Below are 16,472 nucleotides of genomic sequence, written 5' to 3' on the forward strand. Positions count from 1 at the left end.
AATTACTATCTGCCTTTAAGTAAAAGGAATTTACAACATGTTTTGGCTTTTTGGGCGTATGGCCAGTTTTTGATTAGTGGAGACTTGCCTTATCTAAACTTACCTTCTATCGGCTGGGATCCGAGCAGCAGAGGCGGAAAAGGGTATACCCAAGGATTATTCAGAGGACAAAATATTGCTTATTTTGAATCGGAATATCGTTTTCCAATTACTAGCAATCAATTGATAAGCGGAACAGTGTTTGCTAATTTTACTTCAACAAGTGATAAAGACCGGGACATAAGAATATTTCAGTATATCCAGCCTTCTTGTGGTGTAGGATTACGAATTTTAATTGATAAAGCTTCCCGTACGAATTTTGTATTTAATTATGCCTGGGGTCGCCATTCTAAAGCATTTTATCTTAATGCCGGAGAGACTTTTTAATAGTTAACTCTTGCTTGACTCTTGCTTGTAAAATAAAAAAGATAGATTGCAAATTTTCCAGAAAAAGCGATCATAATTAAATTCACGACCAATAACATTCAAAATACTTTTATTTTATTCTACGTTCGGTTTCTTCAATCGCTAAGTCATTGATACTTGCGTATCGTTTTGCCATAAAACCATTCTCATCAAATTCCCAATTTTCATTCCCATAAGAGCGGTACCATTGTCCTTCTTTATCGTGCCATTCATATTCAAAACGGACTGCAATCCTATCATCAGTAAATGCCCAAAGTTCTTTTTTGAGTTTATAACCAAGTTCTTTTTCCCATTTTTTTGCCAAAAAAACTTTTACTTCTTCTCTACCATTAATAAAAAGGTTACGGTTTCTCCATTCAGTGTCAATGGTGTAAGCAAGTGATACTTTTTCAGGATCTTTTGAATTCCAAGCATCTTCTGCCATTTGTACTTTTTGGGTTGCCGTTTCAAAATTAAACGGTGGAACCGGGAGTTTTTGTTCCATTATTTATTGATGAATTAAATTGTTAACTATCGCTTTCGCTTTATCTACTGACCATTGGTTTTTGAAAAGCTGACTTTCAATTATTGCACTTTCAAAAAGTAAGTAAATGTGATCAGCTATGTTTTCGTCTGTTATGAGCCTTTTGAAATAGTCCCGTAAATCATTTTTATGGTTTTGGATAACCTCAATTATTTTAGTATTGTCAGCTGGAATTTCTGAAAGAATATTTAAAAAACTGCATCCGCGATAATTCTCAGTTTCATTCATAAACCTTAAAAAATCAAAAGAGGATACAACTTTAGCTTTGCTAGTTTTATTTTTAGAAGTAAATAAGTTGAGTTGGTCAAACCAATAGGAATGCCGTTTATTTAAAAACTCGACACACAAATCTTCCTTCGATTTAAAATGTTGGTAAAAACTGGCTTTCGCAACTTTTGAATCTGCAATAATTTGGTTTATTCCTGTAGAATTATAGCCTTGTCTGTGAAAGAGTATAAATGCAGTTTCTAAAATTCGTTCTCTTGGTTGCATCGTCTATTTTAATTGGCAACACAAATATAAAAAAAAATCAAATACACAGACAGACTTGTCTGTATATTTGATTTTTTTTTAAGAACATTTGATTTTACTCTTCGATAACGAAGTTCGGATTATAATCCACCATCCATTCAATTCCATATTTATCTCTAAACATTCCGAAATAGGAACCCCAAGGGCTGTCAGCAATAGGCACTTCAACAGTGCCGCCTGCTGAGAGTCCGGTAAAGATTTTATCGGCTTCTTCGCGAGTGGCGGTGTTAATGGCTATTTTGGATCTGTTTTCATTTTCATTTACCCGACCCATACTTTCTGGGACGTCATTCCCCATTAGAATATTTTTGCCAATAGGCAAAGCAATGTGCATCAGCTTATCTGCCTCTTTTTCAGAAATTGGAGTTTCAGTGCTGGAGATATCTTTAAAACGTACAATGTTTGCGAACTCTCCGCCAAATACTGATTTGTAAAAATTGAATGCTTCTTCGGCGTTTCCGTTGAAGTTAATGTGTGGATTGATAAGTGCCATGATTCTTGTTTTTTTTTATTAATTTATTAGTTAACACTAATACACCCAAAATTGCGAAAATTCTGAATATATTATACATCTCAATTTGTTTTATTACTTTTATAAAAAAATAGATAAAATGAATTTAATTGAAAGTCATACAAAAGACATTTTAAATTTATGTAAATCACACAAAGTTAAATCATTATATGCTTTTGGTTCAGTTTTAACTGATAAATTTAATTCCGAAAGTGATATTGATTTAATCGTTGATTTCCAACAATTGGATGTTCTCGATTATGGAGATAATTATTATGATTTGAAATTTTCATTAGAAAACATTTTTAAAAGAAGTGTTGATTTACTTGAAGAAAAAGCAATAAAAAATCCTTTTTTTAGAAAAACTATAAATCAAAAAAAACAATTGATTTATGAACAATAATATTAAAACTTGGCTTTATGATATTTTAAGTTCAATTAATTAAATAGAAAGTTATTATATTGATACTCCAAAAATATTTGAGATTTATGAAAATGATTTAAGAACAAAAAGAGCAGTTGAACGAAATATTGAAATTATAGGCGAAGCAATGAACCGCATTTTGAAACTTGATAGCGAAATTGTAATTTCTAACTCGAGAAAAATTGTTGATGTTAGAAATAGAATTATTCACGGATATGATTCAGTTTCTGATGATGTAATTTGGGGAATTGTAATTAAAAATTTGCCCGTTTTACAAAAAGAAGTCGAAAAATTACTTGGTGAATAGTAAAATACTTCTGCCAAATGCTACAACGGATTTAGGCAATAGGATTAATGGGAAGTTGGTTTTGTATTTGGGATGATTTGCTTTGCCTGTTCGCTATCGTTAGGGTAGTAAATCTGAGAATATAGCTAATTTAGTCCCAAACCCGCTGTAGTACAAGAACGATAATGTGTATTGTTTACAATTTATTACTTCTAGTTTCTATTACTTTATAGTTTTTCGTCAAGAAATTTTTCAATCATTGGAATAACAAGTTCACTTTCTTTAAAATCGGGTTTTAGTGTAGTGATTTCTCCAATGTATTCTCCATGTCCGCCGGGGATTATAGCTAATTCGGAATTCTCGATTTGTCTGTGTATTTCGATGGCATGTTCCGGAGTGATAACGTCTTTGTCTCCATTAATGATCAAAGTCGGAACTTTTATAGCTTTAATTTGTTCATCCGGAATGTCTTTAAAATTTAGCATTCTCTTCGCGTCTCTGTCGTGCATTATTTGCAAACCATTTGGGTCAGGAGCTACTTTTTTGTACCCTTCTTTTAGTTGTTCCGGCATATTTTCCAAACTGGCTTGAGACATAAAATCCCAAAACCAATCAGGAACTCCATTGCGTTTGGTAAGTGCTGAGCCTAAAATGATTTTGTTTACAATTTCTGGGTGGCGAATTGCAATCTGCAACGTAGTTGTCCCCCCATTACTGAAACCAAAAAAATCAGCTTTGTCAATTTTTAAGTTTTTTAAAAGTGTAGCAACATCGTCGGCATCTTGTTCGAATGAGGAGTCTTGATTACGATCGCTTGTTCTGCCGTGAGCTTGTAATTCGACTGCGATTATTTTTCTGTTTTTGGCTAGTAACGGAATTGCTTTTTCAAAATTGGTCTGAATAGTAGAGCCGCCACCATGGATTAAGACCAATGGTTTTCCCTGACCGTAAATTTCATAATACATTTTAATTCCGTTGACTTCTGAATAGTTGCTTTCCATTTTTATTTCTTTTGTAAATGAATTTATCACATTGCTTTTTGGCATGTCGTATGTCGTTTAACAATAATTAATGATGTTCTAACTTTTAACCTATATTTTTTTTTGTATTTGCCAATAATGTCCAAAAGGGTCTTTGAACATTCCTTGTCTATAACCATAATCGTGATCTTCTGTAGGATTAATTTCTATTGCACCAGCCTTAATCGCTTTCTGCATTATCTCCTCAACATCAGCAACAAACAAACCTATAACCGCTGTCACTCCCTTTGCACTTATTGGTTCAATAGCATCCCGCATTGTTTCGTGAAGATGAAAAATAGCACCGTTGATTTCCAATTCGACAACGTGAATGCTTCCGTCATCGTTCAGAAGACAAAAATTTTCACTTGCACCAAATTTTATATAAAAATCAACATTAAATGTTCCGTTTGGAATATGAAGTTCGGGTGCAAAGTAAGTCGTGTTATCAGTTGTTGCCATTCTATATTTTTTATTTATCCTCCAAATTGTCTCAGATGATGGTCAATATGTTTATAAGCCATATAACCAATTTGTTCCTTGGTCATTTTCCCAAAAAAGGGATGACTAAAACTGTCAAGGTTAAAATTGTCAACCTGATGTCATCACAAATACATTAACATTATATAAATTAACGCGTTGGGCGAAATTATTTTTTAACACATAGAAACATAGAATTTATAGTTTTTTTAATAGAGCTAGATAACCGTTTCACTTCTCACATAGCAATCTATGTGAAAAATAGTGCTATTTCTATTCATTCTTTACATATTAACTATAAAATCTATGTTTCTATGTGGTTCATTTTTTATTTAAACAGAATTTCACCCAACGGGTTAAATTAATCGTATTTAGGAAAAAAGTGTATTTCTTCTCTATTATTTGTCATCTTAGAAATTCTAATTTCATTTAAACAAGTTCCATTTTTATCTCTATTCGCACAACTTATTAAAAGTTCATCAATAAGTTTATCATTTTTGTCTTTAGTGATGATTTTGGACAGTTCATTATTTGCATAATAAAAATACTGAATATTAAAAGTGGTAAAATCATCTGCTATTTTAGCAATTGTTCCGTCTTTGTTATAATGGTAAATAGCTTCATTTTGCTTGTATTGTTTTTTGGTGTAACAACTAATGCGTTCCCTTTGATTGGGTTTCCAACGAGTTTTACAATAATATTTTTCTTTATCAGGATAAGATTCTACTACAAACCATAATTTCTTTTCGGTTTCTTGCAATAACTTTCCAGAAGAATCAACTGTTTTGGAGTATTTGATTCGGCCATTTCCGGTGAAGATCATTTCCTTTTTGTACAAAAGTTTTTTGTGATTATTAACTACAGCATACTTTTCTTCGGTAGCGGATTTTATCCCATCAGGCAGTTGATGTGCAGCAGTATATTTTTTGGTTGCACAAGCCTGAGCGGTTAAAAGAAGAACAAAAAACCATAAAGCCTTCATAATCAAAAAGTTTAATGATCAGCTAAGGTACGGATTTTGAAATATTTTAAAAAAAATGTTTGGTATTTTGAATTGAGATTTGACTTTCTATGGCTGGTTAGAAATTGGCAATCTAAATATACACTTAAAATAAATCTATTACGAAGCGTGAAGTTGCGTGAGGGATAGAAGCTAGCTACCAAAGTAGCGCGGATAGCCCGACCCCATTGAGGAAAGGGGCTTTGTAAGCGTCGCCATAAGTAAGCCCCTTTGCTCAATGGGGTCACGCCCATAGTATTTTTAACAAACTGACGAAATAAATAATTCTATTGCACTGTGGTTTCTACTACCTGAATGAAATTGCTTTTTGGCGCTTCGCAAAGGGAGCAGCAATAATCGGCTGGAAGATCTTTGAAAAATGTTCCTTTTTCGATGCCTTGAATTACATCTCCGTATTCTGAATTATAGACAGTTAAACATTCCTGACATTGATGAATGTCGAGTGTTTTGGTTTCTTTTTTGGCTTGGACGTTTTGAAATTCTAGTACGCCGGTTCCGAGTTCTTCGAAATATTTTTTACTCAATTCGATGAGGATATTTGGAAGTTCCAGTTTGTCGACATCTTGTGCGTGAACGATGTATTCGCGAGTATTGGGATCGAAATTTTTGGCGTGCAAAACGTTGAAGGTATCTCTGATTTTAATGGATTCGAGATCCTTTGGCGGTTCGTTTCTTTCGATTACTATCGAGGTGAAATAATGCCCTTCGCGATTATAATCGGATATTCCGAATGTGAGACCGTAAGTGCTGATGTCGAATTGGTCGAGAGTTCGCACAAGAAAAGTTTTGAGGTTCAATGCCCATTCCATCGCAACGGGCAAATGCCAGTTGAGCTCAAGCAGAGAATGACGTACGTTGATTCCTTTTTTGCCTAAGAATTTTTCCCAATCGAGTTTGCGGTCTTTTGGAATACCTTTTACGATGAAGGATTTCCAAGGGGTGATGCATATTTTTCCGATTTTGCAATCGAAGCATAAATCACACATTTCCTTCAAGAATTGTAAATCGTAGAGATTGTTGCGCCAATAGAGCCCAAGCCAGTATTGATCGATTCCGAATTTGTTCATTCCTTCGTAATACGGGAATGGGTAAAACGAAATATTCAGCGGCTGGTCGATGGTTCTGTTATTAGTATCTAATTCGCTAACGAGATGAAAAATCATATCGATGGTATCAGGTTCTTCCAGAAGAATTTTTTCAATTTCATAATATATTTTCCCAATGTCCCAACTATAAATTAACACTGGAAAAAGTTCCATTTTGTCCCATTTTGGCAAACGGATATACAAAAACCAATAGTCTTCATGGTGCGAAGCTATAAAATTGATTTCTCCCGTAAACAAAGGAACCAGTTGTTGTTTTGGATCGGTTATATTGACTTTTAGCTTGGGTTGGTCCTTGAATTGTTCGAGAATATAAAGGAATTTATTACCGGTAAGCCAAGGAGTATTACTTAAAATATCTGTCGCGACATAGGAAGAGACGATATTATTTCCGCTTTTTTCATTAGGATATACAAAATGATATTTTCCGATTTTTTCGGTAGTATTACCGTTGAATCCTTTTGGAAAAATGATGTCTTGTCTGGAGCCAAAAGAGATAGCGTCAAGACCTTGCTCTAACCCCATATTCACAATATCACGTAATTCTCCTGGAGAGATTACGCCGCCTTTTACGATGAGTCTTGTTAATTCCATGTTCTTTATTTTTAATGAGTAGTTGATAGTTGTTGGTTGTTAGCAGGAAGTTAAATCCCAATACCAATCAACTAACAACCATCAACCAACAACCTTATTTACACTTCGCTAATATCTCTTTCACTTCGGTTTTGCAACTGCCGCATCCTAATCCTGCACCAGTGGTTTTACACAATTCTGTAAAATTGGTTACACCGCCTTTGATGGTTTCCTCGATATTCCCTTTACCAACCTGACTGCAGGAACAAACTAGTTTTCCTACTACAGGCTTGGCTTGAGAACCGCTCCCTCTTAATAAAGTATTTCTTTTGTCGGCCAATTCGATTTTGCTTTCGATCATGGTTTTGAATTCGGCAAACTCGTTTTTATCTCCCATCAAAATTGCTCCTACAAGTAAATCATTCTTGACAATACATTTTTTGTAATAGCGTTTTCCTAAATCGGCAAAAACAATTTCTTCGTAAGAATCGTCGTTTTCCGGAACTTCGATTTCACCTATGCTGCAAAGATTGATGTCTTCTAGTTTTAGAATATTCATCAATACCGAGCCTTTGTAAAAACTACTGATATCACCTGCAATGAAGTTTGCCAAAATATCTGCTTGTTCCTCAGCGGCTGATGTGATTCCGAATAACTGATTGTTGAATTCGGCAATTTCTCCAATGGCAAATACATCCGGATTAGAGGTTTGTAAATACTGATTTACTTTGACACCACGACCACAATTGAGACCAGTTTCCTTCGCTAATTCAATGTTTGGGATGGTTCCAATGGTGTAGACAATTGCATTAGCAGTAAGGATTCTTCCACTTTTTAGAGCGATTTCTAATTCATTTGCATTATCTGTTTCGAATACGGTGCTTACTTCATTGTCAAAATAAATTTGAATATCGCGTTGTTGCACTTCTTCGGCTAATAATTTACTGGAAATACGATCGAGTTGGCGCTCCATTAATCGGGAAGCTCTTTGTATAATTGTTATTTTTACTTTTTTGTGTTTCAATGCAGCGGCCAATTCAAGTCCTAATAATCCACCACCAACGATGACAACATGTTGTTCTTCGGGAGGTAAATTAGTTCCATCTAAATAATCTTTCAGTCTGTCAGCATCATTTTTCTTTCTGATAGTAAAACGTCCCGGAAGATGTAGTTGTGCGTTTTCTGGAATAAAAGGACGGCTTCCTGTTGCCATAATCAAGGTGTCAAATTGATGTACTTTACCTTGACTATCCGTTATGATTTTGTTAGTAGCATTAACATTTTCGATTGCTACGCCTGATTTCATCGTGATGTTTAATTGTCCTAAAGCATCTTCTTTTATTTTCAAAAGGCTTTCCCAAGACAATTCGGCTGTAACATATTCAGGTAATAAAACGCGGTTGTAAAATGGATTTTCTTCATTTGAAAAAACAATAATTTCATCGGTAGTATTGATTTCTCTATAATTCTGAATAAAACGAAAAGCAGCAGCACCCGCGCCGATAACCGCAATTTTTTGAAAAGGCTTAACATATTTTTTGACCGAAACGGTAGTGAATTTAAAATCAGGTTCTTTTGAAATTGGATCTACAATTGTGTTTGTTAAATTGTTTGTTCTATTCAAATCATTATCCAATTGTTTTCCCCAATGCATTGGCAAAAACAAAACTCCTTCTTTGATGGTTTCGGTGACTTTAGCTTTGACACGAATTTCACCGTTTTTGCTGCTTACAACAACAATATCACCGTTTTTTATTTTGGATTTGTACGCGTCAATAGGGTTGATTTCCAAAACTGGACTTGGCGTATGTGTCATCAAACGAGATACTTTACCCGTTTTGGTCATCGTATGCCATTGATCGCGAATACGTCCTGTAGTCAATATAAACGGATATTTTTCAGAAGGCTGTTCCGAAGTATTTTCGATGCTTGTCGGAATATTGAAAATTGCTTTTTGCGAAGGTGTAAAGAATTTTTTATTAGCAAATAAACGAGGCGTTCCCGGGTGTCCATAATCTGGAACTGGCCATTGAAAAGTCCCTTCGTTTTTGAGTCTGGAATAATTTAAATATGAAACATCAATGTTTGTGCCTTTTGTCATCAGGCAATATTCTTTGTAAACTTCTTCGGTATTATTGAAATTGAAACCAGAGAACTTCATTTTTTTGGCAAAACGCAACAAAATATCAACATCCGATAAAGCTTCACCTGGTGGATTAATTCCTTTTGGCAAATATGAAATCCGACGTTCAGAGTTCGTCATCGTTCCTTCTTTCTCTAACCAACCCGCAGCTGGCAATAACAAATCGGCAAATTTTGCTGTATCAGCGTTATGTGAAATTTCCTGAACTACAACAAACTTGGCATTTGATAATGCTTTTTCTACCCTTCTGGAATCTGGCAAACTCACCATTGGATTGGTACAAATGATCCAAACGGCTTTCATTTTTCCAGATTCTAAAGCATCGAACATTTCGGTTGCTGTTAATCCCGGTTTTTCAGAAATAGAATCAACACCCCAAAAATCAGCAACTTCTTTGCGATGATCCGGATTATTTAATTCTTTATGAACTGCCAACAAACTTGCCATCCCTCCTACTTCGCGACCTCCCATTGCATTGGGTTGTCCGGTTAAAGAAAAAGGACCAGCTCCTGGCTTTCCTATTTGTCCTGTTACTAAAGAAAGGTTTAACAAAGCTGTATTTTTATCAACACCAATCGCGCTTTGGTTAAGTCCCATTGCCCACATCGAAATAAATCCTTTGGCTCTGCCAATATATTCTGCTGCCAGATAAATGTCATTTACTGTAACACCACATACTTTTGATGCTTTTTCATAAGAACTTTTCGAAACCATTTCTTTATACAAAAGGTAGTTTTCGGTGTGGTTTTTCACAAAATCCGAATCAACATAGCCTTTTTCGATTAGTCGTTTTCCAATAGCGTTGTATAAAACAATATCGGTTCCAGGAAGAATTTGCAAATGCAAATCAGCCGTCAAAGCCGAATCGGTTTTTCTTGGATCAACAACAATGATTTTAACTTTTGGATTTTTCTCTTTGTGTTGTTCCAGTCTTCTAAAAAGAATCGGATGACAAAAAGCTGGATTGGCACCCGTAATCATGAAAGTGTCCGCCAATTCAATATCAGCATACGCAATTGGAACTGAATCTTCACCAAACGTTTTTTTATACCCAACCACCGCCGAACTCATACATAGCCTGGAATTGGTATCTATATTATTAGTTTTCAGAAAACCTTTTACCAGTTTATTTACCAAATAATATTCTTCGGTCAAACATTGTCCAGAGATGTAAAAACCAACGCTGTCTGGTCCATGTTTTTTTATAATTGAAGAAAAAACAGCTGCCGCACGATCCAATGCGGCGTCCCAACTTACTCTTTCTTTTGGGTGTGATTTACTCCATCTCATTTCGGGATACAAAATCCTATCCGAAGTATCATTGACTACATAATGCAAGTTCATCCCTTTAGAACAAAGCATTCCTCTGTTTACCGGATGATCTTTATCGCCTGTAACCGTCACTCCATTTTTAGAATCATTTTTTACAATAATTCCGCATCCTACTCCACAATAGGAACACGTAGTTTTGATTTCTGTATTTTGCATTATGTGTATCTTTATTTATAAAGTAGTCATACAAAGGAACTAACGTACATTGTACACAAACAAAAATAAGTAAAAAATAAGTATTAATACGTATAATGTTAATTTATTTTAATGTTTACCATCAATAAAATTATAATGTCAAAAATCACATTCTTTTTTTGAATTATTAGAAGAATTGTGTTTTTGCAACTAGCAATACTGTAAAAAGAATTTTAGATAATTTTTTTTTGGAGCAGAAACATTAGGGATTGAAACAAACATACTACCTGCTGTCCGCTATATCTTTGCTTTTTTAAAGAAAAAAAGCAAAGGATGCCGCTCCCATCAGGGCTAAAAATCAACATTAGGATTTTTAACAGCTATTCTGAACGATTAAAACAAAAACTGCTTTCCAAATCACCTTCGGAAAGCATCTAAAAACCACCATTAAAACCAACTATTAAAAAACCATTATTTATTATCCATTTCCTTTAATAAAATAGATCGTTTGTCATTCTTGATTTTAGTAACTGTAATATGCATCCAAATTAAACAGGCGGTAGATATTAGTAAAATAAAAACCCAAGAGCTGGACCAAATTCCGGTACAGGTTAATAAATACCCAAAGATAATTGGACCAAAGAAACCTCCAAGACCTCCAATCATTCCTACCATTCCACCAACAACACCTACTTCTTTTGGAAAATATTCAGGTATGTGTTTGTAAACCGCAGCTTTACCAATTCCCCACGAAATTCCGATAAGAATTACCAATATCAAATACACCCACATATTGGCACTAAAATGAATAGCTGTAACACCTTTGGCTATTAATTCTTTTTTCTTTACTTCTTGATTTTGAGTTACAACAACTTCCTGCCATGAATTTCGGGTTGGAAATATGGTGTTTTCCATTGGTTTATTAACTTTTAAATTAATTGGAAATTCTTTTTCGCCAACTTTTACGAGCGAATTAGAAACAGCTGTAATAATTCCTTTTTTGGTAGCCATAACTCCAGGACCGTTTGTGGTGATATCCATTTTTGGAACCATTAGTAACGCACTCAAAATTACAGATGATCCAAGTACCCAATACATCACTTTTCTGGCTCCAAACTTATCCGATAAAAAACCTCCAAACGCCCGAATTACTCCAGATGGCAAACTAAACATCGTTGCAAACAATCCACCCATAACCAAACTCGTTTGATAGACATTCATAAAGTTGGGCAATAACCATTGAGAGTAAGCTACAAAGCAGCCAAATACTAGGAAATAATAGGCTCCAAATCTCCAAACTCTAGCATTTTTAAGTGGTTGCAACATTTGAGACACGCTCTTCTTAGTTTGATTTTCTATTTTTTTATTTTTTGTAAAAACCAGAAAGATTATACCGATTATAAGTAATGCTAATCCGTATAGTATTGGCAACAATTTCCAACCATTTTGAGGATCATCTATCGAGAATTCATTTAATAAAGAAGGAGCCAAAAATGTTGTTATGGCTGCACCAGCATTTCCCATTCCAAAAATTCCCAAAGCCCTTCCTTGCCATTCTTTTGGATACCAAACAGATGTAAAACCAATACCGACTGCAAAACTGGTACCAACCATTCCAAAAAGAAAACTTAATACGGCAAACATAAAAAAGTCATTTGCCAACGGTAGTAGAAACAAAGGAATTGAGCTAAGAAGCAATAAAATTGAAAACACATATTTACCGCCAAATTTATCAGTTAAAATCCCTATTGGCAATCGCATAATGGATCCAGTTAAAATAGGAATTCCCAAAAGCCAACCTACTTGGACAACATCCCACTTAAAGATACCGTTGTCTACTAAAAAAGTCACAAGAACTCCATTGAGAGTCCAACAAGCGAAACACACCGTAAAAGCTAAAGTGTTTAGAAATAAAATTCGGTGTGACAATGAAAGGGTGTTTGTTGTTGACATAATACTTATATTTTTATACAAAACTAAGTAGTACACAACGTAAAAAAGCTGCGAAAACGCAGCTTTTGGAAAATAATTAAGTATTTATACGTATTTTTTACATAAAGATTCTAAGTTTCTGAGATTCTAAGATTCTAAGTGTTTGAAATCTATGAAAAATCTAAAAATTTAAAGAATCAAAAAGCTTAGCATCTTAGAAACTTAGAATCTTAGTTTCTTTTCAACTTAAAGAAGCGAATACTCGCTAGCTTTATGTGAAAGCTCCATTAAGTTTTTTACTTTCAATTTTTTCATCAGATTGAAACGGTGCACTTCGGCGGTTCTTTTACTAATATCTAATGCTTCAGCGATTTCTTTATTTCCTTTTCCACTAAGTAAAAGTTTCAAGATTTCTTTTTCTCTTTTGGTGATTAATTGTTCTTCTCCTAATGATTGCTTAGGCTCAATAGTATTTGAAGAATTAGTAAGTTGTCCAATTAAGATTGATGAAATGTCACCACTGAAATATTTCCCACCATTGGAAACGGTATGAACTGCTTTCAAAAATTCTTCTTTACTGGAACCTTTTAGCAAGTAGCCATCAGCTCCTGCCTGAATGGATTTTAACACATATTCCTCAGACTCATGCATTGAAAGCATTATGATTTTGACAAAATTTCCCTTGCTTCTTAATTTCTCAACAACTTCAATACCCGTGAGATTTGGCATTCTGATATCAAGAATCAATAAATCAGGATTAAGTTGCTCTATCGCCGTTAAAGCTTCAAGACCATCGGTAGCTTCTCCTACCACAGTGATATTTGCTTCGTTTTCTAATAATGATTTTATACCGTCTCTCACAAATACGTGGTCATCTGCAAGAACTACTTGAATTTTATCACTCATATTATACGTATTATTCAGTACTAATTTTAAGTAGATTCATCTAATTTTGTGGCTAAGATACGTAATTTTAAAAAAATAACATTGAAATGGATTTCATTAATTGAATTTCTCTTGCTATAATTATCTAATTAAATATGATCAGCATCTTTTAATTTTTACATAAAAAAATAAGATAATCACGGTTAGACTAGTTTTTCCGTTACTCAAATTGCGAGTCATTATATTTTTTTTATAATTAAAATATTTTTCTTACAATAAATTAGTTAAAATGTATTTAATCGATAAAATATAATGTTTAATCGATATTTTTGATTATCTTAGCACCCACTTAATAAATAAAAAACAAAATAGTTTAGTAAACTGAATAAACATTTTGACACCTAATTTAGTGCAGATTCGAAATTCATAAACTAAATTTTTTTTAATAATGTAGGTTATGACAACAAAAAATACAGAACCCCATGATATAGTAAAAGATAATAGAGTAGCAAGATTATTGTGGTTTACTTTAGGATTTTTGATTGCATTTTTTATTTTTCATTTATCAAAATAAAATACTATCAATAAGCTCAACTTAAGACAACAAGAATATTGAACCGCTTTAATCTCATAATTAAAATATCTTGCTACTACAGTTATAGAGAAAATAGTATTTCTTTTAAACTCTAATACATAAAAACATAAAAAAAAGTTGCCTTGTTTATTGGCAACTTTTATCGAATAATTATTTAGATTTTCGACTACCTCAATTTTGTCGAATCAACTCTTGTTGGAGTATCTTTCCCACTAATAATTGTAGCAGAACTCAAAGCAATTGCTTTAATAATTTCGGTCATATTAGGGATGTCTAATGTTTCAAACTCATCATCGGCAGTATGATAATTTGGTTCGTTATCCATTTTTGAAGTTGAGATTGTATGTGCTGGAACTCCTAATTTTGCTAATGTAGCGTTATCAGAACGGTAAAATAATTGTTGTTCAGGATATGGATCTGGATAAAACTTAAAATTAGTTTTCTCCAAATTCTTTTGTAATATTTCACCAAAATTTGACTTTTCAAAACCTGTTATATAAGCAGAATTCTTTCCCCATTTGGACTCTGTACCAATCATTTCCAAATTAAACATGGCTATTACTTTATCAGCAGGGAGTTGTTTTGAGAAATATTTAGCTCCAAAACCTCCTAATTCTTCGGCTACAAAAGTGGTAAAAATAATGGTCCTTTCGTTGTTATTTAATTTCTTAAAATAATTGGCCAACATAATTACAGCAGTACTTCCGGCTGCATCATCATTGGCTCCATTATAAATTGAATCGTTTGCAGGATGTGGCTGGCCTTCCTCTGGTGAACCTACACCAAGATGATCGTAATGCCCTGAAAAAATAACATATTCGTCTGGTTTGCTTTTCCCTGGCAAAACTCCGACAACATTATTCAATGATTTTTTAGAAATTACATTCTTTAATTCTATTGAAAAAGTACTTGCTTGCGAAACTCCAAAAACAAACAAAATAGTATTGTTTCCGGGATTGGCACTAATTCTCTCAATATGTTGAATATTTGGCAGCACATTATTAAACGAAGGATCAACAAGTACTAAATAGCTTTTAGAGCTATTGTAATATTCATTAAATTTTTTACCCAGATTATCACCTTTATTTATTTTAACAACAGTAACATCACTTTTCTCTGTCAATGAAACTTGAGGCTGATAGGAGAAAGTAACTACTTGTTTATTGTCAATTTCTTTATCGTCGATAATTATTTTTGAGGAAGTAGCTTTAGATTCAGTCATTGCAAATTCCTGTCTAAAATTAGTCGCACTCATAAAAGGTTTTAATCCTGCTTTCTTAAACTCTGATTCTATAAAAGCCGATGCTTTATCGATACCGGGAGTAAAAGTTCTTCTCCCCTGCATATCGTCTGCAGAAAGCACTTTTTCGATTCGACTTACTTCATTTGTAGTAATGATTTTATCAATTGATTGCCCATGAACACAAAAACACAGACCTAACACAAATATACTTGCGATACTTTTTTTCATATTTAATTTTATAAAAAACAAATTAGTTGTCTCAAAAGTATGTCAATTATCTGTAAAACTAAAAGCCTTTTTAGTGTTTTTTATTAAAAAAATTCAAGTTAATTTTTAAATTACAAAGAATAATTTATTCAATTTCATTGAGGTTTTGCAAAATAAATTCTTCTTCCAAAAATGAATCGTTAACCGAAGTCTCTTTGATATATGATGTTAATTTTGAAGCATTTTTAACGACTTCCCCAATAACTATAATTGCAGGCGAAGCCATTTCATTCTCTTTGACCAATTCTGAAATAGTACTAATCGTTCCTATTACTTTTTTTTGAGTGTCTTTAGTTCCATTTTGAATGATAGCAATTGGCAAGTCATCCGTTCTGTTGTTTTGATATAAAGCAACAATTTCATCAAGTTTATTCATTCCCATCAAAATCACAACTGTAGCCGAAGATTGTGAGGCCAAAGTCACGTCATTTGATAATTTATGATCTGAAGTCGTACCAGTAATTACCCAAAAACTCTCGGCAACTTTTCGTTGAGTCAAACTAATTCCATTAGAAGCCGGCACACCCATTGCAGATGAAATTCCAGGAACAATTGCAGTTTCTATTCCAAATTGAGCAGCAAAATCTATTTCTTCACTTCCTCTTCCAAAAACGAAAGGATCTCCACCTTTTAAACGTACAACATGACCATACTTTTTAGCCATAACTACAATAAGATCATTAATCTGATCCTGTCTATAAGCATGACAACCGAAGCGTTTTCCAACAAAAATAATTTCAGCATTTGGAGCATATTGTAATAATTCTTCATTTACTAAAGCATCATACAAAACAACATCAGCATGTTCTAATGCTTTGATGGCTTTCAAAGTAATCAATTCTGCATCACCAGGCCCTGCTCCTACTATTGTCAATTTTTGATTATTTTTTGCTGCCATGATTAAAGTATTAAAGGTTTTTGTATTACTAAGTATAAATACTTATGCAAATTTAAGTATTAAAAGCGAAAACCTAACTTAATTGATCCTTTATTTTGTGAAGAAG

General features: G+C 33.6%; 14 protein-coding genes and 2 pseudogenes. 3 read left to right on the forward strand and 13 right to left on the reverse strand.

Annotated features, from left to right (window positions below):
- Positions 1 to 426: pseudogene (locus VLC96_RS09825) on the forward strand (BamA/TamA family outer membrane protein); the annotation flags it as partial.
- A 109-nt stretch (positions 427 to 535) separates the two neighbouring features.
- Here the strand turns inward: VLC96_RS09825 and VLC96_RS09830 are convergent.
- The 3 genes from VLC96_RS09830 to VLC96_RS09840 form a co-directional block, all read right to left on the reverse strand.
- Positions 536 to 949 carry a nuclear transport factor 2 family protein gene (locus tag VLC96_RS09830; protein ID WP_325262531.1) on the reverse strand — a complete coding sequence of 138 codons (414 nt, stop codon included), beginning with the start codon at positions 947 to 949 and terminating at the stop codon, positions 536 to 538.
- 3 nt (positions 950 to 952) lie between these two features.
- Positions 953 to 1,480 carry a TetR/AcrR family transcriptional regulator gene (locus tag VLC96_RS09835; RefSeq protein WP_325262532.1) on the reverse strand — a complete coding sequence of 176 codons (528 nt, stop codon included), beginning with the start codon at positions 1,478 to 1,480 and terminating at the stop codon, positions 953 to 955.
- 94 nt (positions 1,481 to 1,574) lie between these two features.
- Positions 1,575 to 2,012 (reverse strand): VOC family protein, encoded by a 438-nt coding sequence (locus VLC96_RS09840; protein WP_325262533.1) that lies wholly within the window; start codon positions 2,010 to 2,012, stop codon positions 1,575 to 1,577.
- Positions 2,013 to 2,130: 118 nt separating this feature from the next.
- Between VLC96_RS09840 and VLC96_RS09845 the strand changes: the two genes are divergently transcribed.
- Entirely contained in the window at positions 2,131 to 2,433 is a 303-nt protein-coding gene (locus tag VLC96_RS09845; RefSeq protein WP_325262534.1) for a nucleotidyltransferase family protein, read from the forward strand.
- Positions 2,434 to 2,515: 82 nt separating this feature from the next.
- The gene (locus tag VLC96_RS09850; RefSeq protein ID WP_325262572.1) at positions 2,516 to 2,761 is read left to right on the forward strand and encodes a HepT-like ribonuclease domain-containing protein; all 246 of its coding nucleotides are present in this window, start codon (positions 2,516 to 2,518) and stop codon (positions 2,759 to 2,761) included.
- 206 nt (positions 2,762 to 2,967) lie between these two features.
- Here the strand turns inward: VLC96_RS09850 and VLC96_RS09855 are convergent, their stop codons facing one another.
- From VLC96_RS09855 to cobA, 10 genes and pseudogenes are all read right to left on the reverse strand, one after another.
- Positions 2,968 to 3,741: an alpha/beta fold hydrolase gene (locus VLC96_RS09855; RefSeq protein WP_325262536.1), complete on the reverse strand. Its 774-nt coding sequence runs from the start codon at positions 3,739 to 3,741 to the stop codon at positions 2,968 to 2,970.
- 90 nt (positions 3,742 to 3,831) lie between these two features.
- A complete protein-coding gene (locus tag VLC96_RS09860) occupies positions 3,832 to 4,221 on the reverse strand; it encodes a VOC family protein (RefSeq protein WP_325262538.1) in 390 nt (129 codons plus the stop codon).
- A gap of 14 nt (positions 4,222 to 4,235) precedes the next feature.
- A pseudogene (locus tag VLC96_RS09865) lies at positions 4,236 to 4,346 on the reverse strand (DUF1569 domain-containing protein); the annotation flags it as partial.
- Positions 4,347 to 4,600: 254 nt separating this feature from the next.
- Positions 4,601 to 5,221 (reverse strand): hypothetical protein, encoded by a 621-nt coding sequence (locus VLC96_RS09870; protein WP_325262540.1) that lies wholly within the window; start codon positions 5,219 to 5,221, stop codon positions 4,601 to 4,603.
- Positions 5,222 to 5,526: 305 nt separating this feature from the next.
- Complete coding sequence (locus tag VLC96_RS09875) at positions 5,527 to 6,957, reverse strand: rubredoxin (RefSeq protein WP_325262542.1); 1,431 nt, start codon at positions 6,955 to 6,957, stop codon at positions 5,527 to 5,529.
- Positions 6,958 to 7,051: 94 nt separating this feature from the next.
- A complete protein-coding gene (locus VLC96_RS09880) occupies positions 7,052 to 10,567 on the reverse strand; it encodes a molybdopterin-dependent oxidoreductase (protein WP_325262544.1) in 3,516 nt (1,171 codons plus the stop codon).
- A gap of 450 nt (positions 10,568 to 11,017) precedes the next feature.
- Positions 11,018 to 12,499 (reverse strand): MFS transporter, encoded by a 1,482-nt coding sequence (locus VLC96_RS09885; RefSeq protein WP_325262546.1) that lies wholly within the window; start codon positions 12,497 to 12,499, stop codon positions 11,018 to 11,020.
- A 225-nt stretch (positions 12,500 to 12,724) separates the two neighbouring features.
- Positions 12,725 to 13,384, reverse strand: coding sequence for a response regulator transcription factor (locus VLC96_RS09890; RefSeq protein ID WP_325262548.1), 660 nt, complete (start codon positions 13,382 to 13,384; stop codon positions 12,725 to 12,727).
- 740 nt (positions 13,385 to 14,124) lie between these two features.
- Positions 14,125 to 15,429, reverse strand: a complete 1,305-nt coding sequence (locus VLC96_RS09895; protein ID WP_325262550.1) for a M28 family metallopeptidase — start codon at positions 15,427 to 15,429, stop codon at positions 14,125 to 14,127.
- A 124-nt stretch (positions 15,430 to 15,553) separates the two neighbouring features.
- Positions 15,554 to 16,366 carry a uroporphyrinogen-III C-methyltransferase gene (gene cobA / locus VLC96_RS09900; RefSeq protein WP_325262552.1) on the reverse strand — a complete coding sequence of 271 codons (813 nt, stop codon included), beginning with the start codon at positions 16,364 to 16,366 and terminating at the stop codon, positions 15,554 to 15,556.
- Between the last annotated feature and the right edge of the window lie 106 nt (positions 16,367 to 16,472).

Origin of the sequence: Flavobacterium sp. (assembly GCF_035456085.1) — a bacterium.
In the GTDB taxonomy this organism is placed as follows: Bacteria; Bacteroidota; Bacteroidia; order Flavobacteriales; family Flavobacteriaceae; genus Flavobacterium.